Source organism: Nocardioides jensenii JCM 1364 = NBRC 14755 (assembly GCF_001552535.1).
Taxonomy (GTDB): domain Bacteria; phylum Actinomycetota; class Actinomycetes; order Propionibacteriales; family Nocardioidaceae; genus Nocardioides; species Nocardioides jensenii.
The window spans coordinates 16,633-41,639 of the sequence record NZ_BCRJ01000072.1 but is presented as its reverse complement, the minus strand read 5'-3'; the positions used below and the strand labels follow the sequence as shown (position 1 = coordinate 41,639).

20 protein-coding genes and 1 tRNA gene are annotated in these 25,007 nt (G+C 69.2%); 4 read left to right on the top strand and 17 right to left on the bottom strand.

The annotated features are described in order from the left end of the window. Nucleotides 1-2: 2 nt before the first annotated feature. The 13 genes from prmC to argS all read right to left on the bottom strand — a co-directional run bounded on the left by prmC (nucleotide 3) and on the right by argS (nucleotide 15,576). Nucleotides 3-866, bottom strand: coding sequence for a peptide chain release factor N(5)-glutamine methyltransferase (gene prmC, locus NJ4_RS15740; RefSeq protein WP_082748724.1), 864 nt, complete (start codon nucleotides 864-866; stop codon nucleotides 3-5). Further along, nucleotides 863-1,936, bottom strand: a complete 1,074-nt coding sequence (prfA, locus tag NJ4_RS15735) for a peptide chain release factor 1 (RefSeq protein WP_067437209.1) — start codon at nucleotides 1,934-1,936, stop codon at nucleotides 863-865. Before prfA ends, prmC begins: the two co-directional genes overlap by 4 nt. A 96-nt stretch (nucleotides 1,937-2,032) precedes the next feature. Next, complete coding sequence (rpmE, locus tag NJ4_RS15730) at nucleotides 2,033-2,254, bottom strand: 50S ribosomal protein L31 (protein WP_067437207.1); 222 nt, start codon at nucleotides 2,252-2,254, stop codon at nucleotides 2,033-2,035. A 150-nt stretch (nucleotides 2,255-2,404) separates the two neighbouring features. Next, complete coding sequence (locus NJ4_RS15725) at nucleotides 2,405-3,937, bottom strand: sensor histidine kinase (RefSeq protein ID WP_067437205.1); 1,533 nt, start codon at nucleotides 3,935-3,937, stop codon at nucleotides 2,405-2,407. Beyond that, on the bottom strand, nucleotides 3,937-5,403 hold the full coding sequence (locus NJ4_RS15720) for a glycosyltransferase family 2 protein (protein ID WP_067437202.1): 1,467 nt from the start codon (nucleotides 5,401-5,403) through the stop codon (nucleotides 3,937-3,939). Before NJ4_RS15720 ends, NJ4_RS15725 begins: the two co-directional genes overlap by 1 nt. After that, nucleotides 5,400-6,449, bottom strand: a complete 1,050-nt coding sequence (locus NJ4_RS15715) for a HEAT repeat domain-containing protein (RefSeq protein WP_067437200.1) — start codon at nucleotides 6,447-6,449, stop codon at nucleotides 5,400-5,402. Before NJ4_RS15715 ends, NJ4_RS15720 begins: the two co-directional genes overlap by 4 nt. Continuing rightward, on the bottom strand, nucleotides 6,446-6,820 hold the full coding sequence (locus NJ4_RS15710) for a response regulator (RefSeq protein WP_067437197.1): 375 nt from the start codon (nucleotides 6,818-6,820) through the stop codon (nucleotides 6,446-6,448). Before NJ4_RS15710 ends, NJ4_RS15715 begins: the two co-directional genes overlap by 4 nt. Before the next feature lie 19 nt (nucleotides 6,821-6,839). Continuing rightward, nucleotides 6,840-8,903 (bottom strand): transcription termination factor Rho, encoded by a 2,064-nt coding sequence (gene rho / locus NJ4_RS15705; RefSeq protein WP_067437193.1) that lies wholly within the window; start codon nucleotides 8,901-8,903, stop codon nucleotides 6,840-6,842. 269 nt (nucleotides 8,904-9,172) lie between these two features. Beyond that, the gene (gene thrB, locus NJ4_RS15700) at nucleotides 9,173-10,102 is read right to left on the bottom strand and encodes a homoserine kinase (protein ID WP_067437190.1); all 930 of its coding nucleotides are present in this window, start codon (nucleotides 10,100-10,102) and stop codon (nucleotides 9,173-9,175) included. 1 nt (nucleotide 10,103) lies between these two features. Next, entirely contained in the window at nucleotides 10,104-11,183 is a 1,080-nt protein-coding gene (gene thrC, locus NJ4_RS15695; RefSeq protein ID WP_067437183.1) for a threonine synthase, read from the bottom strand. Then, nucleotides 11,180-12,478 (bottom strand): homoserine dehydrogenase, encoded by a 1,299-nt coding sequence (locus tag NJ4_RS15690; RefSeq protein WP_067437180.1) that lies wholly within the window; start codon nucleotides 12,476-12,478, stop codon nucleotides 11,180-11,182. Before NJ4_RS15690 ends, thrC begins: the two co-directional genes overlap by 4 nt. After that, nucleotides 12,475-13,914: a diaminopimelate decarboxylase gene (lysA, locus tag NJ4_RS15685; RefSeq protein ID WP_067437176.1), complete on the bottom strand. Its 1,440-nt coding sequence runs from the start codon at nucleotides 13,912-13,914 to the stop codon at nucleotides 12,475-12,477. The genes NJ4_RS15690 and lysA overlap by 4 nt, the downstream gene beginning before the upstream one ends. Before the next feature lie 6 nt (nucleotides 13,915-13,920). Then, nucleotides 13,921-15,576: an arginine--tRNA ligase gene (gene argS / locus NJ4_RS15680; RefSeq protein ID WP_067437174.1), complete on the bottom strand. Its 1,656-nt coding sequence runs from the start codon at nucleotides 15,574-15,576 to the stop codon at nucleotides 13,921-13,923. Nucleotides 15,577-15,658: 82 nt separating this feature from the next. Here argS and NJ4_RS15675 point away from each other — a divergent pair. Together NJ4_RS15675 and NJ4_RS15670 are read left to right on the top strand one after the other, a co-directional pair. Then, nucleotides 15,659-15,731 (top strand) — tRNA-Arg (locus tag NJ4_RS15675). A 426-nt stretch (nucleotides 15,732-16,157) separates the two neighbouring features. Further along, nucleotides 16,158-17,513, top strand: a complete 1,356-nt coding sequence (locus tag NJ4_RS15670; RefSeq protein ID WP_067437172.1) for a choice-of-anchor P family protein — start codon at nucleotides 16,158-16,160, stop codon at nucleotides 17,511-17,513. An 87-nt stretch (nucleotides 17,514-17,600) separates the two neighbouring features. Here NJ4_RS15670 and NJ4_RS15665 read toward each other — a convergent pair whose 3' ends face one another. After that, nucleotides 17,601-18,497, bottom strand: a complete 897-nt coding sequence (locus NJ4_RS15665; protein WP_067437167.1) for an LCP family protein — start codon at nucleotides 18,495-18,497, stop codon at nucleotides 17,601-17,603. Further along, nucleotides 18,497-19,123, bottom strand: coding sequence for a hypothetical protein (locus NJ4_RS15660; RefSeq protein WP_067437164.1), 627 nt, complete (start codon nucleotides 19,121-19,123; stop codon nucleotides 18,497-18,499). Before NJ4_RS15660 ends, NJ4_RS15665 begins: the two co-directional genes overlap by 1 nt. 145 nt (nucleotides 19,124-19,268) lie before the next feature. On the opposite strand from NJ4_RS15660, the gene NJ4_RS15655 reads away from it, so the two are divergent. Then, the gene (locus tag NJ4_RS15655) at nucleotides 19,269-23,039 is read left to right on the top strand and encodes a multifunctional oxoglutarate decarboxylase/oxoglutarate dehydrogenase thiamine pyrophosphate-binding subunit/dihydrolipoyllysine-residue succinyltransferase subunit (protein WP_174524612.1); all 3,771 of its coding nucleotides are present in this window, start codon (nucleotides 19,269-19,271) and stop codon (nucleotides 23,037-23,039) included. Between the two features lie 10 nt (nucleotides 23,040-23,049). Next, on the top strand, nucleotides 23,050-23,226 hold the full coding sequence (locus tag NJ4_RS26000; protein WP_169799275.1) for a DUF6104 family protein: 177 nt from the start codon (nucleotides 23,050-23,052) through the stop codon (nucleotides 23,224-23,226). A 100-nt stretch (nucleotides 23,227-23,326) separates the two neighbouring features. On the opposite strand, the gene NJ4_RS15650 is transcribed toward NJ4_RS26000, so the two are convergent. Further along, entirely contained in the window at nucleotides 23,327-24,028 is a 702-nt protein-coding gene (locus tag NJ4_RS15650) for an SDR family oxidoreductase (RefSeq protein ID WP_067437159.1), read from the bottom strand. After that, a complete protein-coding gene (locus tag NJ4_RS15645; protein WP_067437156.1) occupies nucleotides 24,025-24,993 on the bottom strand; it encodes a zinc-binding dehydrogenase in 969 nt (322 codons plus the stop codon). The genes NJ4_RS15650 and NJ4_RS15645 overlap by 4 nt, the downstream gene beginning before the upstream one ends. Nucleotides 24,994-25,007 lie beyond the last annotated feature (14 nt).

The window sequence follows — 25,007 nt, the reverse complement described above, 5'->3', positions numbered from 1 at the left end:
GCCTATCGTGCCAGCCGCGCCGTGACGAAGCGCGCCCGACCTGCCAGGTCCACGTGATCGCGAATCTCGTGCCACCGACCGGTGGCGGCGAAGACCGCGGGTGCGGACTCCCCCTGCACGTCGGCGTGCTCGGCACCGACCACTCCCCCCTCACGCAGGAGGAGTGCGGCCCGTTGCTCGAGGACCCGCATCGCCACGAGGCCGTCGTCTCCGGAGAAGAGAGCGAGGTGCGGGTCGTGGTCTCGTGCCTCGGGCGCGACGGACTCCCAGGCCTCCAGCGGAATGTACGGCGGGTTGCACACCACCACGTCGACCGTTCCGGCGAGGTCGTCGTACGCCGTGGCCATGTCGCCGTGCCGCAGCTCGACACCGGTGCCGGCCAGGTTTCGCTCGGCCCAGCCGTGAGCCGACTCGTCGAGCTCGACGGCGTGGACCCGGGCCTCCGGCACCTCGTCGGCCACTGCGCGCGCGATCGCCCCGGAGCCGGTGCACAGATCGACCACGACCACTCCGTCGGTCGAGCCTGTCGAGATCACCTGCTGTGCCTGCTCGATCGCCCACCCGGCCAGCAGCTCGGTCTCAGGGCGCGGAACGAAGACCCCCGGCCCGACGGCCAGCTCCACGTGGCGGAAGGCCGCCACACCGGTCAGGTGCTGCAGCGGCTCGCGTTCGGCACGGCGCCGCACGAGGTCGTCGTACGCCGCCAGTCGGTCACCGTCGAGCTCGGGGGGACTGACGATCAGCATCGAGCGCGTCGTGCCGAGCACGAAGGCCAGGAGCTCGGCGGCGTCGAAGTCCGGGCTGGCGACGCCGGCCTCGGTCAGGGTGGCGGCGGCTCGGGTGAGCACCTCACGCACGGCGCTCACTGGTCGAGTGCCTCCAGACGCGAGGCCAGGTCGGCCTGCACGCAGCTGTCGATGACCGGCCCGAGCTCACCGTCGAGCACGGTGTCGAGGTTGTAGGACTTGTAGCCGGTGCGGTGGTCGGAGATGCGGTTCTCCGGGAAGTTGTAGGTGCGGATGCGCTCGGAGCGGTCGACGGTGCGCACCTGCGACTTGCGGGCGACGCTGGCCTCGGCGTTCGCCTCCTCCTCGGCGGCGGCGAGCATGCGCGCCCGGAGGATCCGCATCGCCGACTCCTTGTTCTGCAGCTGCGACTTCTCGTTCTGACAGCTGACCACGATGCCGGTCGGCAGGTGTGTGATGCGCACCGCCGAGTCCGTGGTGTTGACGCTCTGTCCCCCGGGGCCGCTGGAGCGGAAGACGTCGATGCGCAGGTCGTTGTCGTCGATCGTGACGTCGACCTGCTCGGCCTCCGGCATCACCAGGACGCCGGCGGCAGAGGTGTGCACGCGGCCCTGGGACTCGGTCACCGGCACGCGCTGGACACGGTGCACGCCACCCTCGAACTTGAGCAGGGCGTACGGCGCCTCACCGGGCTCGGGTGTGCCCTTCGCCTTGACGGCAACAGTCACCGACTTGTAGCCGCCGAGGTCGGACGGGGTCGCATCGAGCACCTCGGTCTTCCAGCCGCGTTGCTCGGCGTAGCGGGTGTACATGCGCAGCAGGTCGCCGGCGAACAGCGCCGACTCCTCGCCGCCCTCCCCGGACTTCACCTCGAGGATCGCGTCCTTGGCGTCGCTGGGGTCACGTGGAACCAGCAGGTGGCGCAGGTGCTCCTCGGCGCGACCACGACGTTCACTGAGCTCGACCGCCTCGTCGGCGAAGGCGGGGTCCTCCCCCGCCAGCTCTCGAGCGGCCTCGATGTCGTCACCGAGCTCGAGCCACTCGCCGTAGGTCCGGGCGATCGCCGACAGCTCGGCGTAGCGCTGGTTCAACGTCTTGGCCAGCCGTTGGTCGGCGTGGGTCTCCGGCTCGGCCAGCCGCTCCTCGATCTCGCGGTGCTCGGCGAGCATTCCCTCGACGGCCTCGAACACGGCGGACTCCTCAGCGGCAACGGGTGGGCAGGTGCGGGGACAAATGCAAGACGCCGGTCACCCGCATGACCTGCGGGGACCGGCGCCTTGGAGAAGCTACTTCTTGGCGGCAGCAGCCTTGGCGTAGCGGGCCTCGAAGCGGGCGACGCGACCGCCGGTGTCGAGGATCTTCTGCTTGCCGGTGTAGAACGGGTGGCAGGCCGAGCACACGTCGGAGTGGATGGAGCCGCTCGTGACGGTGCTGCGAGTCGTGAACGAGTTGCCACAGGTGCAGGTCACCTGGGTGTCGACGTACTCGGGGTGGATGTCCTTCTGCATGGTGTCCTCGCTAACAGGGTCGCCGGGTCGCCACCACCGGATGTGGGAGCGTGAACCGGAACCAGCGCACAATTGTGCCACCGCCTACAACCATCGCACCAATCGGGCTATTCCCTCCCACCGCGAACGTTCCGGCGCACCGGGAGCGACTCAACCCTGGGCGGGCCCGGCCTCGTCCCATCCGCCGTCGTGGCGCACGGGAAGGGTCATCGTGACGAGGGTGTACTCGTTCTCCACGGAGTCGAAGGAGACGCGTCCGCCGTGCCGGTTCAAGATGGTCTGCACCATGCGAACCCCCAGGCCGGTGCCGCCGATCTCGAGCCTGACCGCGTTGGATCCCCGGAAGAACCGGCCACCGAGCTGGCTGAGGTCGGCCGCCGGGATCCCGATGCCGGTGTCACGCACCGTGAGCTTCGCGCTCTCGCCGTCGGTGGTCAGGACGACGTCGACGCGACCGTCGTCGCGACAGAACTTCACCGCGTTCGACACGACGTTGAGCACCGCACGGAGAAGTTGCGTCTTGTCGGCGAGGACCCGCACCGAACGCGGCGGCAGATCGACGACCATGGTGATCCCCCGGTTCGCCGCCGCGATCCTGAGGTCGGCGGCGACGTCGTCGACGACATCGCGCAGGTCGATCTCGGTGAGGGTGGTGTGGTGCGACTCCACGTTGGCCAGGGTCAACAGGTCCTCCACCAGGACGCCGAGCCTGCCGACGTTGCGCTCCACGATCTCCCACATGCGCTCGGTGCCCGGCTCACCATCGCCGCACTCGTCGCGCAGCAGCTCCAGGTAGCCCTTGATGCTGGTCAACGGTGTGCGCAGCTCGTGGGAGACGTTCGAGACGAAGTCGGTCTTGGCCTGGTCCAGGTCGAGCAGGCGGTCGCGTGTCTGCACCTCGACGCGCTGGGCACGCTCGCTCTCGGCCGCCAGCTCGTTGAACGCGGTCGCGACGGCCGCGATCTCCCTGGGCCCGGTGACCGGTGCTCTGGCCGATGTCTCCCCAGCCGCGAGTCGGTTGACGGTCGCTTCGAGATCGTCGAGCGGACCCTGCACCTTGATTCGGAACCGTCGGCCCAGGAACCAGGCGCTCAAGGCAGCACCCAGGGTCAGCACGATCATCGCGATGATCGCCCGCCGATAGGCGAGCCGGGCGGTGTCCCGTGCCTTCTCGGCCTCGTCGTCGAAGACGGAGTCGATGTGCGCGTTGACCGCCCGGAGCTCGTCGAAGATCCGGCGACCCTCGGCGAACCGGCGCGCGTCGTATCCCCGGGGGCCGGGCCCGCTGGCGAGTCGCGGCCGGGCGTAGGTGGCGAGCCACTCCTCGGACCGCGCCCGTTGCTCGGCCACCAGGTCCTCAAGCTCGGGTCGCACGCCCTGGTAGTCGCGGAGCTCGTCGCTGACCGCGGGCAGCCTCTTGAGAGCCGCCCGGTAGGGCTGCAGGGCTGCCGGTCGCCCCTGGATGACCCACCCGCGGACGCCGGTCTCGGCATCGGTCATCAGCTGCATGAACTCACCGTTGACGGCCATCCCGGGCGCGACGTCGTCGAGGACGCGGTTCACCGCCCGGTTGGTCCGATAGACCCCGATCACTCCGAGGATCCCCAGCACCAGCATCAGCGCCAGGACCGGGGTGATGGTGCGGGCGACCAGCGAGGTCACCGACGTGGGTCGGGCCGTCATCAGGTGGAGTCCCCGAACCCGCGGCGCTTCATCTCTCCCCATTCCGGAGTGGACTTCCGGGCGGCCTCGAGGGCACCGCCGGCTCGCCACCAGGCAGTCAACTGGCGGTAGCCGAAGTTCTCCTCGACCGCTCCCCGGACCGACCGCAGCAGGTCGCGGGTCCCACGATAGCGGCGGTAGGACATCTCCTCAGCGAGCAACGCCACCAGGGTCAGCAAGAAGGAATACAGGATCGAGGCCACCAGCAGGAGCACGACCAGCCACAGGTCGACCAGGTCGTGCCCGCCGAGCCAACCGAGATGCTCGAGCCCCAACAGACCCATCACCACGACGAAGTAGGCGAGACCGAAGAGCTCCAGGAACGGCGCCAGCAGCTCGAAGACCACGAACCACGGCATGGTGACCATGCCGATCACGCCGTACTTCGGTCGCAACAGCATGCCGCGGTGACGGCTCAGGATCTCGGCCAGTCCGCGGTGCCAACGCCGGCGCTGCTTGGCCAGCACCCGGCGGTCCTCCGGCGCCTCCGTCCAGGCGACCGGCTCGGAGACGAAGACGACCCTGCCGTCGAAGTCGACGTCGCCCATCCACCTGTAGATGCGCACGACCAGCTCGGCGTCCTCTCCGATGCAGTCGGTGGCCAGGCCACCGACCTCGGCGAGGATGTCCTTGCGGAAGATGCCGAACGCGCCCGAGATGATCAGCAGACCACCGGTTGCCGACCAGCCGGCCCGACCGATCATGAACGCCCGGAGGTACTCCACGACCTGCACCCGGGCCAGCCAGGTCCGTGGCATGCGTACGTCGGTGACGCGGCCGCGGTGCACGGTCGAACCATTCGCGATCCGCACCACTCCACCCGCCGCGACCACCTTGTCGGGATGGTCCGCGAACGGGCGCGAGACGTGCAGCAGTGAGTCCGGGTCGAGGAGCGAGTCGGCGTCGACCATGCAGACCAGCTCCTTGCGGGCGAGGTTGATGCCGACGTTGAGTGCATCGGCCTTGCCCCCGTTGGTCTTGGTCACCAGCACCAGGTTGTTGCTGCCCTGACGGGAGAGGTGGGTGGACAGGACCCGGCTCTCGCTCGGCACGATGTCTCCCACCACCAGGGGCACCTCCGCGAGGTCGAAGGCCTCGATCAGGCGGGCCACCGTCTCGTCCTTGGAGCCGTCGTCGATGACCACGATCTCGAAGTCCGGGTAGCGCATGGCCAGCATGGCCCGCACCGACTCGACGATGGTCGCCTCCTCGTTGTAGGCGGGCATCAGCACCGAGACGCCACGAGCCAACGGCTCGCCGAAGGTCTCGTCGTACGCCGCGAAGTCGGAACGCCGGCGGTACCCGACGAAGTCCGCGACCGCGAGCACCGTCAGGAGCAGGAAGCTGGAGTTGATCAGCAGCGAGTAGCCGATGAAGAGCCAGCCGGTCGCCTGCACCGAGGTGCTGAACAGGTCGACCCAGCTCATCGCGAAGCCGCCCTCAGCTCGTCGACGGCGAGGGCCTCGCGTGCATAGGGAGACCGGTGCCGGTGCAACACCTCGCGTCCCGGAGCCCCGAGCCGGAGCAACGCCGAGGCCAGCGCTCGCGAGGTCAGCCGCGGCGAGGTCTCCAGTGCCTGCGACAGACCTGGCACCGCCCCGGCGTCGCCGATCTCGCCGAGCGCTCGAGCCGCGGCGCGGCGTACCCGGTCGTGACCGCTCCCGAGTCGGTCGAGCAGCGCGGGGATCGCCTGGGGTGCGCCGACCAGCCCCAACGCCGTGGCCGCCTCGGCCCGGACCGGCTCGGACCCGGTCTCGAGCGCGCGGAGCAGGAGCCCGACAGCGCCCGCGTCACCGATGAGGCCCAGGGCGATGATCGCGATCTCGGCGGTGCGGTCTTCGGCGTCGCCGGTCGCCAGGGCGCTCTCGAGTTCGGTGCGAAGGGCAGGCGCTGCCCTGACCCCCATGCGCTGGAGAGCCGAGACCACGTCGCGGGTCAGCGCCGGGTCACCGCAGGTTGCCAGCACAGCGGGTACGGCGCCCGGATCAGCGATGCTTCCGAGGCCCCGCAGGGCCACTCTCCTGACCAGGAAGCGACGGTCGTGGAGGAGGTCGACCAGGACCGGCACGTCGGCCGGCTCCCGCAAGGCGCCCAGTCGATGAGCGCCGCGGCAACGCACCACGGCCGAGGGGCTCCGGACCAGGCGACGCGCCCGCTGCGCTGCTCCCCGGTCCCTGACCAGCTCGACCAGACGTGCACGGGTCTCCCCTGCCACCTTGGGCAGGAGCCTGAAGATCTGTTGCTCGGTGCGGCTCCACTCGCCACCGGCCATGGCGGCGAGCCGGGACCGGGCCAGGTCCACCTCGTCATCCTCGCCGAGGACGAACGTCAGCAGCGTGTCACGGGTGACCGCATGCTCGCGCGCGTGCCTTGCCTCGCGCCAGCCGGAGGTCACCCGCACGAGCACCAGGAGCACGATCATCGCAACCGCGAGCCCGAGCAGCGCCGCGACCAGTCCGAGAAGAACGGTCACGCACCGCTCCGGGCCAGCACCGCGGCCACGCGGGAGGCGAGCTCCCTCGGTGAGAACGGCTTGGTGATGTAGTCGTCGGCGCCGACGGCGAACCCTTGCTCCACGTCTGACTCCTGGGCCCGCGCAGTCAGCAGGATGATCGGCAGTCGAGCCGTGGCCGGATCCTGACGCAGGGCGCGCGCTGCGTCGAGACCACTCATGCCGGGCATCATGATGTCGAGCAGGGCGAGGGCCGGGCGCTCCTCGAGGCACGCGGCAACGGCGGCTGCTCCGTCTCCCACCGCGGACACCTCGTGTCCGCCCTGCCTCAGCTTGAAGACGACGAGCTCGCGGATGTCCACGTCGTCATCAGCCACCACTATCTTCGCCATGTCCGCAGCCTATGCGGCTTCAGTCGGTCGCACTCGGAGTTGGCGTCGTCTTCTGCACCTGCATCAGGAACTCGATGTTGGTCTGGGCCTTCTTCAGGCGCTCCAGGAGCAGCTCCAGCGCCTGCTGGCTGTCCAGTCCCGAGAGCACGCGCCGCAGCTTCCACACGATGGCCAGCTCTTCCTCGCTCATCAGCATCTCCTCGCGGCGGGTGCCGGACTGGACCGCGTCAATGGCCGGGAAGATGCGCTTGTCCGCCAGTTCGCGGCGCAGCCGCAGCTCCATGTTCCCGGTGCCCTTGAACTCCTCGAAGATCACCTCGTCCATCTTGGAGCCGCTCTCGATGAGGGCGGTCGCCAGGATGGTCAGGGAGCCGCCGTCCTCGATGTTGCGTGCGGCGCCGAAGAACTTCTTGGGCGGGTAGAGCGCTGCCGAGTCGACCCCGCCGGAGAGAATCCGGCCGCTTGCCGGAGCGGACAGGTTGTAGGCCCGCCCGAGACGCGTGATGCCGTCGAGCAGCAGGACGACGTCGTGGCCGAGCTCGACCAACCGCTTGGCGCGCTCGATGGCCAGTTCCGCGACTGTCGTGTGGTCCGCCGCCGGGCGGTCGAACGTCGAGGAGATGACCTCGCCCTTGACCGACCGCTCGAAGTCGGTGACCTCCTCGGGGCGCTCGTCGACCAGCACCACCATCAGGTGGCACTCGGGGTTGTTGGTGGTGATCGAGTTGGCGATCGACTTCATGATCATCGTCTTGCCGGCCTTCGCCGGCGACACGATCAGGCCCCGCTGGCCCTTGCCGATGGGCGCGGCGATGTCGATGACGCGGCCGATCAGGTTGCCCGGCACGGTCTCCATCCGCAGACGGTCCGTCGGGTAGAGCGGGGTCAGCTTGGAGAACTCCACCCGGCTGCGCGCCGACTCGGGGTCGGCACCGTTGACCGCGTCGATGCGGACCATCGGGTTGAACTTCTCCTTGCGCTCACCCTCGCGCGGCTGACGCACCTGACCGACGATCGCGTCGCCTCGCCGCAGGCCGAACTTGCGCACCATCGACAGCGAGACGTAGACGTCGTCGACGCCGGGCAGGTAGCCACTGGTGCGCACGAACGCATAGTTGTCGAGCACGTCCAGGATGCCCGCGGCCGGCACGAGCACGTCGTCCTCGAGAATCGTGGTGTCCGGCTCGTTCCGGTTGCGGCCACCACGCTCCGGGCGATCGGTGCGCTCGGTGCGATCACGTCCGCGACGGCGACGGTTGCGGCCCGTGCCCTGGTCGTCGCGGTTGTCGGACTGGTTGTCCTGCTGCCGATCGTGTTGGCCGCCCTGCTGCTGCTTGTCGGACTGACCGCCGTCCTGGCCCGACTGCTTGTCCTGCTGGCCGCCCTGCCGGTTGCCCTGCGCCTTGTTGTCCTGCGCCTTGTTGTCCTGCTGCTTGTCCTGCTGCTTGTTGTCCTGCTGGCCGGACTGACGGCTGCCTTGCTGCCGGTCCTGCTGACCTGACTGCTTGTCCTGACGGTCTGGGCGATCCTGGTCACCGGACTGCTTGTCCTGCTGGCCAGACTGGCGATTGCCTTGCGGTCGGTCCTGCTGCCGCCCCTGCTGCCTGTCCTGTCGTCCCTGCTGCCTCTCGGCTTCCCTGTCAGCGGCGTCCTCCTCCGGCTCCCGGGACTGCCGGCCCTGGTCGGCGTCGGAGGTGCGCTCGGCCTCATCGGATGCGGCGCCGGCCTTCGCCGTCGCATCGCCGGAGCCGCCCCGGTTGCGGGTGCGGGTTCGGGGTTGCTCCGGCGTCGGGTCGGCCGCCCCATCGATCGGCGCCCCCGATTCGGGAGTCGACGTGGCAGGCGACGTGGCGGCCGACTTCCCACGCGTGGTAGCGCCGGACTGGGCGCCCGACTGGGCCGCCTTGATCGCCTCGACCAGCTGCGCCTTCTTCATCGAGGAGGCGCCGCTGATGCCCATCCCGCCGGCCATCGACTTCAGGTCCGCGATCAACATCGCGTTGAGTCCGCCTCCGCGCTTCTTGGGCGCAGTGCCGGCGGCCTCCGACTGCGTCGCAGCGGTGGTCTCGTTGGTTTCCGTCACGTGAGGTCCTTCCCACGTATCTGTGCCGATCCGGCTCGAGTGCCGGCGGCTGCTCGTATGTGTGACTCGCCGCATCCGTCGCGCAGTCACACCGAGGTGACGGTCGCGGACTGAGACGAGACGAGGAGAGATGTGCACCGCACCGGGCGGACCCAGGTCGAGTGCGAGCGCCTGACGATCGTGACGCTCGGCCAGACTAACACCCGGTGAGCGCGCTCACGTCCCCGTGGTGGTCAGGGTCGTCGTCGTGCCCCGGCGCCGCCCGTGGGTCAGCGCGAGACCCCGGCCCCCGAGGCGTCGATCTCCAGGTGCAGCGCCTCCCACCCGGCTGGGCACTGTGCCAGCAGGGCGTCCGGACCGGTCGACCAGCCGGCAATGGGATGCACCGGACCATCGGTGAAGGCCAGCACGGTCGGGCCGGCACCGGAGACGATGGCCGGGTGGTCGTGGGAACGCAACGCGTCGACCAGTGCCAGGGACTCGGGCATCGCCGGTGTCCGGTACTGCTGGTGCAGGTAGTCGCGCGTCGCGAGACGCAACAGCTCGGGCCGACTGGCCAGACTGGCCACCAGCAGGGCGGCGCGACCTGCGTTCGCCGCAGCATCGGCATGCGGGACCACCTCCGGCAGCAGCCCCCTGGCCGCCTCGGTCGAGACCGGTGTCGGTGGGATGAACACCACCGCCGAGATGCGTGGGTCAACCGTCGATCGGGCAGCGAAGTGCTCGTTGCCGTCGCGCCCCGAGATCACGAACCCGCCGTACAGGGCCGGCGCCACGTTGTCGGGGTGGCCTTCCATCTCGGCCGCCAGCCGGAAGATCGCGTCGTCATCGAGCAGCAGCTCGCCCCCGGCGACCAGAGCGCGTGCCAGGACCATGCCCCCGACGATGGCCGCCGAGGACGAGCCGAGGCCGCGCGCGTGCGGGATGCGATTGACGCAGCGCAACGACAGCCCCGCCGGGTCGGCGTGCATCAACGCGAACGCGGCGCGCATGGCGCGCACGACCAGGTGCGACTCGTCACGGGGTACGTCGTCCGCACCCGACCCGTCGACGTCGACCACGAGTCCGGCATCGAGAACCTCACCGGTCAGCTCGTCGCGCAGGGACAGGGCCAGCCCGAGGCAGTCGAAGCCGGGCCCGAGATTGGCCGAGGTGGCCGGCACCGTCACGGTGACCGGCCCGTCGACGAACCGTGCCACGTCAGACCAGCCCGGCAGCGGCCGCGGCCGACTCCACGTCAGGGTCGACGATGTTGTCCACCAGGTCACCGAGACCCTCGAGGGCGGTGGCGGTGTCCTTGAGTCCGTGGCCGGTCACCGTGATCACGATCGAGGTGCCGGTGAAGGACTCGCCGTCCTCGAGTGCCTTCAGCAGGCCCGCCACCCCGGCCGCCGAGGCCGGCTCGACGAACACGCCGTCGCTGGAGGCGAGCTTGTGCTGGGCGGCGAGGATCTCGTTGTCGGTGAGCGCAGTGAAGCTGCCGCCGGACTCGCCCGCGGCGGCCTCGGCCAGCTTCCACGAGGCCGGGTTGCCGACGCGGATGGCGGTGGCCTTGGTCTCCGGGTTCGGGAACGGCTCGCCGGTGACCAGGGGCGCTGCCCCCTCTGCCTGGAAGCCCCGCATCACCGGCAGGCGCGTGGCGTTGCCGGAGGCGACGTACTCGTTGTAGCCCATCCAGTAGGCGGAGATGTTGCCCGCGTTGCCCACCGGCAGGAAGTGGAAGTCGGGGGCCTCGCCGAGGAAGTCGACGATCTCGAACGAGGCCGTCTTCTGGCCCTGCAACCGCACCGGGTTGACCGAGTTCACCAGGGCGACCGGGTAGTTCTCCGAGAGTCCACGGGCGATCCGCAGGCAGTCGTCGAAGTTGCCCCGGACCATGATCACCTGGGCGCCGTGCACGATGGCCTGGGCCATCTTGCCGGCCGCGATCTTGCCCTCCGGAACCAGCACCAGCGGCTTGAGTCCGGCCTTCACCGCGTAGGCGGCCATGGAGGCGGAGGTGTTGCCGGTCGAAGCGCACACGACGGCCTTGGCCCCCTGGAACGCGGCCACGGAGATGGCCGCGGTCATGCCGCGGTCCTTGAAGGAGCCGGTCGGGTTGTCGCCCTCGACCTTGAGCCACACCTGCGCACCGGTGAGCCCCGAGAGCCACTCGGAGGACACCAGGGGCGTGCCCCCCTCACGCAACGTGATGGCGGGGGTTCCCTCGGGGATGTCGAGCCGATCGCGGTATTCCTCGATCACGCCCCTCCACTGGTGGGGGCCGGGCTTCGCGGTCATTCTTGCTCCCCTTCCACGCGCATCACAGAGGTGACGTCGCGAACCATGTCCATGTCGCGCAGGTGCGCCACGGTGGCGCTGAGCTGGGCATCGGTGGCTCGGTGCGAGACGACGACCAACTGGGCGTCCTCGCCGCGACCCTCCTGACGCACGGTCTGGATGGAGACACCGTGCTCCGCGAACGCCGTCGCCACCGCGGCCAGCACGCCGGCGCGGTCCTGCACGTCGATGCCAACGTGATAGCGGGTGACGGTCTCGCCCATGGCCAGCACGACGCGATCCGCGTACGCCGACTCGCCGGCGCCACGGGTCTCGTTGAGGCGGTTGCGCGCCGCTGTGACCAGGTCACCGAGCACCGCCGACGCCGTCGGCGAACCGCCCGCACCGGGGCCGTAGAACATCAGCTGGCCAGCGGCCTCGGACTCGACGAACACCGCGTTGTAGGCCTCGCGGACCGAAGCCAACGGATGGGCGACCGGGATCATCGCCGGGTGCACGCGCGCGGAGACCGCACCGTCCTTCAACTCGCAGATCGCCAGCAGCTTGACCACGCACTTCATCTCGCGCGCCGACTGCACGTCGGCGGCGGTGACCTCGGAGATGCCTTCGCGGTAGACGTCGTCGGCGGTCACGCGTGTGTGGAAGGCGATGCTGGCCAGGATCGCGGCCTTCGCGGCGGCGTCGAAACCTTCGACATCGGCAGTCGGGTCGGCCTCGGCGTAGCCGAGCTCCTGGGCCTCCTCGAGGGCCTCTGCGAAGCCTGCGCCGGAGGTGTCCATCTTGTCGAGGATGAAGTTGGTCGTGCCGTTGACGATGCCCAGGACCCGGGTCACCTTGTCTCCGGCCAGCGACTCACGCAGTGGCCGGAGGATCGGGATCGCGCCGGCGACGGCCGCTTCGTAGTAGAGGTCGCGTCCGGCCTTGGCCGCTGCCTCGAACAGGGTCGGACCGTCCTCGGCGAGCAGCGCCTTGTTGGCGGTGATCACCGAGGCGCCGTTCTCCAGTGCGGTGAGGATCAGGCCGCGAGCGGGCTCGATCCCACCGATCACCTCGACCACCAGGTCGAGGTCGCCGCGCGCGAGCAGCCCCTGCGCGTCGGTGGTCAACAGCCCCTCCGGCACCTCGACCTCGCGCACCGCGTCCAGGCGGCGTACCGCGACGCCGACGAGGTCGACGGGCGCACCGATGCGAGCGGCCAGATCGTCGGCCTGCTCTGTGAGCAGGCGCACCACCTGGGAACCGACTGATCCGCATCCGAGAACAGCGACCTTCAGTCGCTTGTCTCCGTCACTCAACTGCTTGCTCCGTCCGTGTGGCGTGCGTCGTCCGTGCCGGCCACGTCGGTGGCCAGCAGGTCGTCCTCAGTCTCGCGTCGTACGACGACCCGCGTGACACCGTCCCGCACAGCGATCACCGGCGGGCGCAGCGCGTGGTTGTAGTTGCTGGCCATCGAACGGCAGTAGGCGCCGGTCCCGGGCACCGCAACAAGGTCGCCGGGGGCCACGTCGCCGGGGAGGAACTCGTCCTTGACCACGATGTCGCCGGCTTCACAGTGCTTGCCGACCACTCGGGCCAGAACCGCCGGCGCATCAGATCGGCGCGAGGCCAGGGTGCAGGAGTAGTCGGCGTCATAGAGAGCGGTGCGGATGTTGTCGCTCATGCCCCCGTCGACCGAGACATACGTACGCCGCGGCTTGGTCTCCTTCGGGCCGTCGAGGACGACCTCCTTGACCGTGCCGACCTCATAGACCGTGCACATGCTCGGCCCGACGATCGCGCGGCCGGGCTCGATGGACAGCCGCGGCTCGTCGATGCCGAGCGCCTTGCACTCGTGTTCGACGATCTTGCTCATCTCGGTGGCCAGCTGCGCCGGGTCGGACGGGTCGTCCTGGGTGGTGTAGGCGATGCCGAAGCCACCACCCAGATCCATCTCGGGCAGGTCGACCGAGAGCTCGTCGGAGACCCGGGCATGCAGGGCCAGCACGCGTCGGGCCGCCACCTCGAAGCCGGAGGAGTCGAAGATCTGGCTGCCGATGTGACTGTGCAGGCCCAGCAGCTCGAGACCCGGAGCGGCGAGCACCCGGCGTACGGCCTCGAAGGCGTCACCTGAGGTGATCGAGAAGCCGAACTTCTGGTCCTCGTGCGCGGTGGCGATGTATTCGTGGGTGTGCGCCTCCACGCCGGCGGTCACCCGCAGCATCACCCTGGCCGCGCCAGCGATCTCGACCAGCCGCTCGATCTCGTGGAAGGAGTCGACCACGATGCGGCCCACCCCGGCCTCGACGGCACGTCGCAGCTCAGCGGTGGTCTTGTTGTTGCCGTGATAGCCGATGCGTGCCGGGTCGACGCCACCGCGCAGCGCAACGGTCAGCTCACTGTTGGAGCAGACGTCGAGGCACAGGCCCTCCTCGGCTATCCAGGAGGCGATCGTCGTGCACAGGAACGCCTTGCCGGCGTAGTAGACGTCGAAGGCCGAGAACGCGTCACGGAAGGCGCGGGCCCGGCCGCGGAAGTCGTCCTCGTCGAGGACGTAGGCCGGGGAGCCGTGCTCGGCCACGAGGTCGCGCAGGTCGACTCCCCCGACGACCAGGGCACCGTCATCGTTCTTGTGCGCGGTCGAGGACCAGAGCTGGGCGACGAGCTCGTTCGGGTCGGCAGGCTCACGCAGCCAGTGCGGTCCCCGGAGGGCACCGTCGGCGTGGGCCCAGCCGGAAGGGTGGGCGGTAGGCACGCCTGATCACATCCTCTCGGGGGCGGAGACGCCCAGGAGACCGAGGCCGTTGGCCAGCACGGTCCGGGTCGCATCGACCAGGAGCAGCCGCGCCCGGTGCAGGTCAGTGGTCTCCTCGTCGCCACGGGGCAGCACCCGGCAGCTGTCGTAGAACCGGTGGTAGACACCGGCGAGGTCCTCGAGGTAGCGGGCGACCCGGTGGGGTTCGCGCAGCTCGGCGGCCGCCTTGACCACACGCGGGAACTCCGCGAGGGAACGCAGCAGCGCACCCTCCTTCTCGTGGACCAGGAGCTCGGGGTGCGACGCCGCCACCACGTCGAGGTCGGCCGCGTTGCGCAGCAGGCTGGCCACGCGTGCGTGGGCGTACTGCACGGTGAAGACCGGGTTGTCGTTGGTTGCCTTCGCCCACAGGTCGAGGTCGATGTCGATGGGCGAGTCCGAGTGGTAGCGGGCCAGGGCGTAGCGGCTGGCGTCGACACCGATCGCGCCGACCAGGTCGTCGATGGTGACGACCGTCCCGGCGCGCTTGGACATTCGCAGCGGCTGGCCGTCGCGGAGCAGGTTGACCATCTGGCCGATCAGGATCTCGAGGTTCTTGCCCGGCTCGTCGCCGAACGCGGCGCACATGGCGTTCATCCGGCCCACGTAGCCGTGGTGGTCGGCGCCGAGCATGATGAAGCAGCGGTCGAAGCCCCGCTCCCTCTTGTCGAGGTAGTAGGCCAGGTCGCCGGACAGGTAGGCGCCGGTGCCGTCGGATTTGATGATCACGCGGTCCTTGTCGTCACCGAACTTCTCGGTGGCGAGCCAGAGTGCGTTGTCCTTCTCGTAGGTGTTGCCGAGCTCGGTGAGCCGCTCGACCGCCTTCGCGACGGCACCGCTCTTGTGCAGGTTGTCCTCGTGGAAGTAGACGTCGAAGTCCACACCGAAGTCGTGCAACGACTGCTTGATCTCGGTGAACATCAGCTCGACGCCCTCGGCGCGGAAGACCTCCTGCGCCTCGTCGTCGGGCAACTCGAGGACGTCGGGGCGCTTGGCCATGACGTCCTTGGCGATCTCCTCGATGTATGCGCCGCCGTAGCCGTCCTCCGGCACCGGCCGGCCCGTCGCCCACGCCATCAGTGAGGAGCTGAACCGGTCGAGCTGGGCTCCGTGGTCGTTGAAGTAGTACTCGCGGGTGACCTCGGCGCCGGTCATCGTGAAGATCCGACCGAGTGCGTCGCCGACCGCCGCCCAGCGCACGCCGCCGAGGTGCAGCGGTCCCGTGGGGTTGGCCGAGACGAACTCGAGGTTGATCTTCTCGCCGGCGAACGCATCCGAGGCGCCGTACGACGACCCGGCGGCCACGACCTCGGCGGCGAGCCGGCCCTGGGCGCCCGCGTCGACCGTGATGTTGAGGAAGCCGGGGCCGGCGATCTCGACGTCGGCGACGCCGTCGGCGGCGGACAGCTTCGCCGCGACGAGCTCGGCGAGGGCCCGCGGATTCGTGCCGGCCTTCTTGGCCAGCTGGAGCGCGACGTTGGTGGCGTAGTCACCGTGACCCTTCTGCCGCGGTCGCTCGATCGTCACCTCGGAGGGAACACCGTCGGGCAGGGCGAGCGCGCCCTCGTCGACCAACGAGGTGAGAGAGGCGACGACAGCAGCGGAGAGTTGATCGGGAGTCACCGGGCAAGCCTATCGGCGGACCTCGGTTTCCCTCACTCGAGTATCGACCGGTAGTCTTCGGCAGCGCGCTGAATTGGCGCATGCCTCCGTAGCTCAGGGGATAGAGCACTGGTTTCCGGTACCAGGTGCCGCAGGTTCGAATCCTGCCGGAGGCGCCCTGTGATGTCTCAGCACATCGCGGACGACGGACCTACGCAAACGTGGGTCCGTTGTTCGTCTCGGGGCTGGTCCTGGGACACGGACCGTTCGACAGGTAAGTCCCTGCGTTGGCACCGATCACCCCGCCTGAGCGGTCCCTCTCCCGTCCCAGTCACCAGTCGCACGGTCCGCTCCATGCCCCTCTCTTCGTGTCCGACGACCCCGCCATCAGTGCGGGGTCGTTCGTTCCTTCGTGACCCGTGGGACGCGTGTGACGAATCCACGGAGCGGACGATCTGCTCATTCGCCAGCGGGCCTCCCCAAATTCGGGGATGATTTCCACGTAACGAAGTGGACCGCCTGTCGTTGCAATCGACGAGACCTTCATCGGGAGCTGAAAACAGGCGGTCTCGGACCACTCATTTTCGTTCTGGGGAGAAACCTTGAAGACTTCACTGCGGCGATTCCTCGCTGCTTCCACCGCATCGGCCGTGGCCGTGGTCGGTGCCATGTCGATGGCGCCCACCGGCGCAAGCGCTGCACCAGCGGCAGCCACCACCGTGACGAACTACGCGTTCCAGGGCTGGGCCTACGGAACCTACGCCAACGTGGGTGTGGCCGGCGTCAAGTCGTCCCCCACCGCGTACTCGTGGCTCGGCTGCACGCGACGCACCGGCATCGTCCGCGACCGCAGCGTGGCCGGCGCCAACGTGCCCAACCCGAGCCCCGTGCTCAAGGTCGGTGCCGTGGCCAGCCGCAGCCGCACCTACAAGGCCGGCAAGACCGTGGGCATGCGCAGCACGAACCGGGTCGCCTCGGTGCGGCTCGGCGCGGCCGACGGCCTCAACCTGAGCATCACCGGGCTGTCCACCACGGCCGACGCGCGTGCGGTCAGCGGTCGCTTCCGGACCGGCGCTTCGTTCAGCTCGGTCGACATCGCGGCCAACACGGGCACCCCCCTCGACGACATCCTGAACCAGGTCGGCGCCGGCGTGGGCGACCTGATCAAGCAGCTCCAGAAGGCCACCGGCAACGAGCTCACGCTTCCCGGACTTGGCGTGATCCGTCTCGGCAAGACCCGCCAGGCTCGGTACGCCCACCACGCGTTCGCCAACGCGGTGGCATTGAACGTGACGCTCTTCGGGCTCGACGGCAAGGCCGGCGGCAGTGATGACGTCAACGTGACCATCGGCCGTTCGTTCGCCTCGATCAGCGACGACGTCCCGTCCGGCGTGATGGCCGGCAACGCCCGCGTCCTCGAGGCCAGGGTGCTCAACGGCGTCGTGACCGCGGGTCCGATCTCCGAGCGGTCCATGCCCTGCGAGGGCACCCGCGGAGTCGTCCGCAAGAGCGCCACGGTCGGTGCCAACCTGCTCAACCTGAACGCCATCGTGGCCGGCGTCGCCCAGGCCCGCGTCTACGGCAAGCAGCTCAGCCGCGGCCGTGCCAAGGCGTGGACTGAGGCCAGCCTGGCCGACATCAAGCTCGGTCTCGGCAACTCCACCCTGCAGATCAAGGGTGTCGTGGCCCGAGCCAACGTGGCCCGCTCGCTCAAGGGCAAGATCGCCAAGAGCACGGCTGGCAGCTCGGTCGCCTCGATCACCTTCGGTGGCAAGGCCTACAAGGTCCCGGCCCCCAGTCAGACGCTCGACATCGCCGGCCTGGCCAAGATCCAGACCATGGTGAAGTCCACCACCAAGAGCGGCATCACAGTCACGGCCCTGCGTCTCACCGTCCTCGGCGAGAAGACCGTCGTGGTCAACATCGGTACGGCGAAGGCCAGCCTGCGTCGCACCTGATCCACCGCATCACCTGACAGACGCTGAAGGGGCGGCTCCGATCCGGAGCCGCCCCTTCACGCATCTCCGCATGCCTGAGCAGTCGGCTCAGCAGTGTGAGATCACAGCGTCCTTCCGCGCGTCGTTGCCGTAGCGGCGGGCCTGGTCGACGTACGGCAGGACCACGCTGGCACCCCCCACGTTGCCGATGGCGCCGTTGACCACGCAGTGCGTGATCCGGTCGTGGCGCACCGCCGCCACGGCTCGGGCGATCCGGAAGAGGTCCTTCGGCGGCACCTGCGCGTCCATGTGCTTCATCACCGCCAGGGTGCCGAGGTCCAGGAACCCGGGCTGGTCCTCACGCTCGTTGATCCGCCGATGGATCGCCTGCAGCGTCTCCTGCTGGTTCGCGGAGCGGTCGAAGTCGCCGCGGGGCAGCGACTTGCGCACCCGGGAGAACGCCAGCGCCCCCAGGCCCCCGAGGTGCTGCTTGCCGACCTTGAAGCCCTGCGGTCGCAGGTAGGGATCGCTGAAGGCGTGGCGCGAGTTCACGGTGATGCCGCCGATCGCGGTGACCATGTTGCGCAGTCCCATGAAGCTGGCCACCATCACGTAGTCCGCCTCGACCCCGGTCAGGCCCTTGACGGCCTCCGCCATCAGCTGGGGGCCACCGAAGTAGAGCGCGGCATTGATGCGGTTCGATCCGTGCCCCGGGATCGAGACCCAGGAGTCGCGCGGCACCCCGATCGCGGTGGCGGCGCCCGTGTCGGTGTTGATGCCGACCAACTGGATCGCGTCGGCTCGGCTGCGCAGCACGTTCTGGCCGGGTCGGGCGTCGGAGCCGAGCGCCAGGATCCAGATGACGTCCGGCGAGAGGTCGACCGCCTGCGCGCGCTGCACCTTGACCAGGGTCGCGTCGGTCGGACTGACGCCGCTGTCGGGAACCAGCAGCAGGGTCAGGGACAGACAGGCGGCCACCGCCACCTTGCGGATGGTGCGTCGCATCACGAGTCCTTCCTCGGGGTGGGGACGGCGCGGGCCTGCCGCGCCACGTCGTAGGCGAAGATCCGCCAGGTGCCCTTGACCGGGCTCATCGTCAGGCGACCGGTGACCACCACCCTCCGGGTCACGTCTCCCTCGGTGTCGAAGACGAGCCGGAAGCGGGCCGTCGCGCCCACGGGCCGTCTGGCCGCACCGAGCAGGTCGACCTTCACCACGCGGCGTACGACGTGCACCCCCTCGATGCGTGGCGCCAAGCGGGCGTTGGTGGTCAGCACCTTGTCGGTGCGGGCGCGGCGCATCAGGTCCCGGGTGAACCCGGGCCACGCGCCCTTCATGCTGCGTCGCGGGAACCGGCCACCGACCCAGGCCGCCTCGAACCAGCGATCCACCGTGCGGCCGACCGAGCCGACCGCCGACCGAGCCCGCTTCGGGGCCACCTTGCCGGTGACCTTGCCGCGCCTCGCCACGAGCTGCGCGTCCTGGTCCGGCGGAGCAGTCTGACTGCTCTTCGAGGCTCCCGCCCCGGGGTCGTCGCCGTCATCGTCATCGCCGCTGCAGGCCCCGGCGAACAGCACCAGGACCAGGGCCACCGCGGCCCCCGTCGTACGTCGTGATCGGGTGATCGTCATGCGTCGTCCACCTCCTGCATCGTGTTACTCACAACACCTTGCCCGAGAAGGGCCACCTCCTTCTGCATTTGTTGCCGTGTGGGTCTAGCCTTGACGCTTGTATCGATACCCCGCAAATGCCGCACCGGAAGAGGCGAACCAAGCCGTGGCTGAGTCTTCTCAGAACAACCCACAGATCGACTTCGGAGCCAATGAATGGCTCGTTGACGAGATGTTCGAGCAGTACCAGAAGGACCCCGCCAGCGTGGGTCCGGAATGGACTGCCTATTTCAAGGAGAAGGGCGGCTCCAACGGCGTCGCCACGGCCTCCACGACCGCGCCCGCGACCAGCACTCCGGCGGCTCGGACGAGCGCCGGTCCGGCGGCCCAGAACAGTGCGTCGACCAGTGCCCCGGCGCAGGCCGAGCCGGCCGCACAGAGCCCAGCGCAGACGACTGCCACGACCCCGTCCTCCCCGACGCCCACCCCGGTGGCCAAGCCGCGGCCTGTCGCCAAGCCGGTCGAGCCCGCCAAGGGCACCGCCAACCCGGAGCCGCGCGACCCCAAGCCCAGCGAGCCCAGCGAGCCGACCGACGAGCCGAAGCACACCGTGCTCCGCGGCATCGCCGCCGCCACGGCGAAGAACATGGACATCTCCCTCGCGGTGCCCACCGCCACCTCGGTGCGCAACGTGCCGGTGAAGCTGTTGTGGGACAACCGCGTCGTCATCAACAACCACCTCAAGCGAGCCCGCGGCGGCAAGGTCTCGTTCACCCACCTCATCGGCTACGCGATCGTCAAGGCGATCAAGTCGATGCCGGAGATGAACAACTCCTACACCGAGACCAACGGCAAGCCGACCATGGTCACGCCTGCCCACATCAACCTCGGCCTGGCCATCGACCAGCAGAAGCCCGACGGCACCCGCCAGCTGGTCGCCCCGTCGATCAAGGCCACCGAGTCCATGGACTTCGCCGGCTTCTGGACGGCGTACGAGGCGATCATCCGCAAGGCCCGCGACAACAAGCTGGCGATGGATGACTACTCGGGCACCACGGTCAGCCTGACCAATGTCGGCGGCCTCGGCACCAACAACTCCGTGCCGCGTCTGATGGCCGGGCAGGCCGCGATCATCGGTGTCGGCTCGATGGACTACCCGCCGGAGTTCCAGGGTGCCTCCGAAGAGATCCTGACCCGCAACGCGGTGAGCCGCATCCTCACCATCACCTCGACCTACGACCACCGGGTGATCCAGGGCGCCCAGTCGGGTGAGTTCCTGCGACGCATACACCAGCTGCTGCTCGGCGACGAGGGCTTCTACGACGAGATCTTCCAGTCGCTGCGCATCCCCTACGAGCCGATCCGTTGGGGCAATGACATCGCCACCAACCACGACGACGAGATCAGCAAGCAGGCCCGCATCCTCGAGCTGATCCACGCCTACCGCGTGCGCGGCCACATGATGGCCGACACCGACCCGCTGGAATACCGCCAGCGCAGCCACCCCGACCTCGAGATCGAGTCGCACGGGCTCACCCTGTGGGACCTCGACCGCGAGTTCGCCACCGGTTCGTTCGGTGGTGAGGGGCGCCGGTTCATGAAGCTGCGCCAGATCCTGGGCATCCTGCGTGACTCCTACTGCCGCACCATCGGCATCGAGTACATGCACATCCAGGACCCCGAGCAGCGCCGCTGGATCCAGCAGCGCGTCGAGCAGCCGCACGTCAAGACGCCCCGCGAGGAACAGCTCCGGATCCTGCTCAAGCTCAACCAGGCCGAGGCGTTCGAGACCTTCCTGCAGACGAAGTTCGTCGGGCAGAAGCGGTTCAGCCTCGAGGGCGCCGAGACCACCGTCCCGGTGATCGACGAGGTCTGCGAGGCCGCGGCCGAGTCCGCACTCGATGAGGTCTGCATCGGCATGGCCCACCGCGGCCGACTCAACGTGCTGGCCAACATCGTCGGCAAGAAGTACTCCCAGATCTTCCGTGAGTTCGAAGGCAACATCGACCCGCGCACGGTTCAGGGCTCGGGCGACGTGAAGTACCACCTCGGCGCCGAGGGCGAGTTCACCTCGGGCAAGGGCGACCAGATCAAGGTGTCGGTGGCCGCGAACCCGTCGCACCTCGAGGCCGTCGACCCGGTTCTCGAGGGCATCGCCCGCGCCAAGCAGGACGTGCTCGACAAGGGTGCCGAATACCCCGTGCTGCCGTTGCTGGTCCACGGTGACGCCGCGTTCGCCGGCCAGGGTGTGGTCGCCGAGACGCTCAACCTGTCGCAGCTGCGCGGCTACCGCACCGGCGGCACGATCCACCTGGTCGTCAACAACCAGGTCGGGTTCACCACCTCCCCCGGCTCCTCGCGGTCGTCGCTCTACTGCACCGACGTCGCCCGCATGGTGCAGGCACCGATCTTCCACGTGAACGGCGACGACCCCGAGGCCTGCATCCGCGTCGCGCGCCTGGCGTTCGAATACCGCCAGGCGTTCCGCAAGGACGTCGTCATCGACCTGGTGTGCTACCGCCGTCGCGGTCACAACGAGGGCGACGACCCGTCCTACACCCAGCCGTTGATGTACGACCTGATCGAGCAGAAGCGGTCGATCCGCAAGCTCTACACCGAGTCCCTCATCGGTCGTGGCGACATCACGATCGAGGAGGCCGAGACGGTGCTGCGCGACTACCAGCAGCAGCTGGAGCGGGTCTTCACCGAGGTGCGCGAGGCCAAGAGCGCCCCCGAGGAATGGACCACGGTCCCCGACTATCCGGAGAAGCCGGCCGGCGAGGCGATCACGAAGATCAGCCCCGACGTCCTCAAGCGCATCTCCGACGCCTACGTCACTCCGCCGGAGGGCTTCACCGTCCACCCGAAGGTGATGCCGCAGCTGCAGCGCCGGGCCACCGCGATCACCGACGGCCCCATCGACTGGGGCACCGGCGAGATCCTCGCGTTCGGCTCGTTGCTCATGGAGGGCCGCCCGGTCCGCCTGGCCGGCCAGGACTCGCGACGCGGCACGTTCGTGCAGCGGTTCGCGACCATCATCGACCGCACCAACGCCGACGAGTGGACCCCGCTGAGCACGCTCACCGAGGACCAGGCGCGCTTCCACGTCTACGACTCGCTGCTCTCCGAGTACGCCGCGCTCGGCTTCGAGTACGGCTACTCCGTGGCCCGCCCCGATGCCCTGGTGCTGTGGGAGGCCCAGTTCGGTGACTTCGTCAACGGCGCCCAGACCGTCATCGACGAGTTCATCAGCGCTGGTGCCGCCAAGTGGCGCCAGCAGTCGGGCGTCGTACTCCTCCTGCCGCACGGCTATGAGGGGCAGGGCCCCGACCACTCCTCGGCCCGCATCGAGCGGTTCCTGACGATGTGCGCCGAGGACGCCATGGTCGTCGCGCAGCCGTCGACGCCCGCGTCGTACTTCCACCTGCTGCGTCGCCACTCACTCGGGGAGGAGCACCGCCCGCTGGTGGTCTTCACGCCGAAGTCGATGCTCAAGCGCAAGGAAGCCGCCTCGCAGCCCGCTGACTTCACCGAGGGCTCCTTCAGGCCGCTCATCGGAGACGACCAGGCGGACCCGTCGAAGGTCGACACGTTGCTGCTCTGCTCGGGGCGGGTCACCTGGGACCTCATGGTCGACCGCGGCAAGCGCGAGAACGGCGAGCGCTTCGCGATCGCCCGGGTCGAGCGTCTCTACCCGACGCCCGACGAGCAGATCGCCGCCGAGGTGAAGAAGTTCCCGAACCTCAAGACGATCCGCTGGGTCCAGGACGAGCCCGCCAACATGGGTCCGTGGCCGCACTACAAGCTCAACGTGTGGGAGGCCCTCGGCCTCGACGTGCAGCCCGTCATGCGCCGGGCGTCGTCCGCGCCCTCCGTCGGTGTCGCCAAGCGCCACCAGGAAGAGCAGCGCAACCTGATGGACGCTGCGTTCGAGTGAGCTGAGCGGCATGTACTTCACCGATCGCGGCATCGAAGAGCTGGAGAAGCGCCGGGGTGACGAGGAGGTCACCCTGGCGTGGGTCGCTGACCGACTCCAGGAGTTCACCGACACGTTCCCCGAGTTCGAGATCCCCGTCGAGCGGTTCGCCACCTGGCTTGCCCGCCTCGACGATCCGGAGGACTGAGCCGGAGACCAGCAACGACGAACGGCCGGCCACGTCCCGCGAGGGAGGTGGCCGGCCGTTTCGTCTGCCGGAGAAGAAGTGGTGTGTCGAGCCTCGGCGCTCAGCCCTGTCGTGGGGCCGGGCGAATCGTCACCTCGGGGATCGTGGCGTCCTCGGGCAGGTCCAGCACGTGGAGGATCGTCCGGGCCGCCGTGCGTGGGTCGATCCAGCGGTCGGCGTCGTAGGGCGCACCTTCCTGCTCGTGCACCTTCTCCTGCATCGCTGTCGCCGTGCGGGAGGGATAGACGGTGGTCACGCGGACGCCGTTCGCCTGCTCCTCGGACCGCAGGGCATCGGCGAAGGCACGCACCCCGAACTTCGACGCGGCGTACGCCGACCAGTGTGCGTTCGCCGTGAGGCCCGCGGAGGAGTTCACGACGAGCGTCAGTCCACGCGCAGCACGCAACGCTGGGAGGCATGCCTTGGTCAGCAGCATCGGGGCCACCAGGTTCACGTCGAGCTGCGCGCGCACGTCGGCGAGGTCGAGCCCGGCCACGGGTCCGAGCTCGACGACTCCGGCGATGTGCAGCACCGAGTCCAGGGAGTCGGGCAGCTCGACCAACGCGGATGCGAGGGTCTCGGGATCGGCCAGATCGGCCACCATGACGTGCGCCCGTGGGAAGTCGCGGGCCAGGTCGCCGGCCCGCTCCGCCGTGCGAGCGAGGAGCCACAGGTCGTCGCCGCGTTCGGCGAGCGCTGACGCCACTGCGGCTCCGATGCCGGAGCCGGCGCCGGTGATCAGGTGTCGGCGCCGCACCGTCATCGGGTGAGGACGATCTTGCCGAAGACGTCTCCTTGGGCCATCGCGGCGAACCCTTCGCGGGCCTCGGTCATCGGGATCTCGCGGTCGATCAGGGGGCGGGTTCCGGTGGCATCGAGCATCTGGGTCAGCGCTGCCAGCTCGCCGCGGGTGCCCATCGTCGAGCCGATCACGCTCAGCTGCAGGAAGAAGATGCGGGTCAGCTCGGCGTCATCGAGCTGGGGGCCCGACGTCGTGCCGCTGATCACGATCTTGCCGCCGGGACGCAGTGACCGGATCGAGTGCGACCAGGTGGCGCGGCCGACGGTCTCCATGACCGCGTCGACCTTCATCGGAAGTCGGGCGTTGGACTCGAAGACCTCGTGGGCGCCGATCTCGAGCGCACGGGCCCGCTTGACCTCGTCGCGACTGGTGGCCAACACCTTGAGGCCACCGGCGCGGGCCAGGGTGATCAGCGCGGTGGCCACCCCGCCACCGGCGCCCTGCACCAGGACGCTGTCACCGGCCTTGAGGCCGCCCTGGCTGAAGAGCATGCGGTACGCCGTGAGCCAGGCGGTCGGCAGACAGGCTGCCTCGGCGAACGACATCGAGGCGGGCTTGGCGATCACGTTGCGACTCGGCACGATCACCTTGTCGGCGAACGTGCCCTGGTGGCGCTCGGAGAGCAGCGACCGCTTGGGGTCGAAGGTCTCGTCCCCGGTCCAGTCGGGGTCGCTGACGACCGCGTGGACGAGCACCTCGTTGCCGTCCTCGTCGAGCCCGGCCGCGTCGCAGCCGAGGATCATCGGCAGGGACTCCTCGCGCAGGCCCACCCCACGCAGCGACCACAGGTCGTGGTGGTTGAGCGAGGCAGCCTTGACGGTGACCGTGGTCCACCCCTCAGGGGCTGTCGGGTCGGGGCGCTCCCCCACCACCAGGCCGCTCAGCGGATCGTCCGACGAGAACTTCTCTGCATAGACCGCAAACATGATGCGAGCCTACC

Coding starts and splice junctions, on each gene's coding strand:
- rpmE (WP_067437207.1), bottom strand. CDS start 2,254: ATGCAGAAGGACATCCACCCCGAGTACGTCGACACCCAGGTGACCTGC.
- NJ4_RS15725 (WP_067437205.1), bottom strand. CDS start 3,937: ATGACGGCCCGACCCACGTCGGTGACCTCGCTGGTCGCCCGCACCATC.
- NJ4_RS15720 (WP_067437202.1), bottom strand. CDS start 5,403: ATGAGCTGGGTCGACCTGTTCAGCACCTCGGTGCAGGCGACCGGCTGG.
- NJ4_RS15710 (WP_067437197.1), bottom strand. CDS start 6,820: ATGGCGAAGATAGTGGTGGCTGATGACGACGTGGACATCCGCGAGCTC.
- thrC (WP_067437183.1), bottom strand. CDS start 11,183: ATGACCGCGAAGCCCGGCCCCCACCAGTGGAGGGGCGTGATCGAGGAA.
- NJ4_RS15665 (WP_067437167.1), bottom strand. CDS start 18,497: ATGCGACGCACCATCCGCAAGGTGGCGGTGGCCGCCTGTCTGTCCCTG.
- NJ4_RS15660 (WP_067437164.1), bottom strand. CDS start 19,123: ATGACGATCACCCGATCACGACGTACGACGGGGGCCGCGGTGGCCCTG.
- NJ4_RS26000 (WP_169799275.1), top strand. CDS start 23,050: ATGTACTTCACCGATCGCGGCATCGAAGAGCTGGAGAAGCGCCGGGGT.
- NJ4_RS15650 (WP_067437159.1), bottom strand. CDS start 24,028: ATGACGGTGCGGCGCCGACACCTGATCACCGGCGCCGGCTCCGGCATC.
- NJ4_RS15645 (WP_067437156.1), bottom strand. CDS start 24,993: ATGTTTGCGGTCTATGCAGAGAAGTTCTCGTCGGACGATCCGCTGAGC.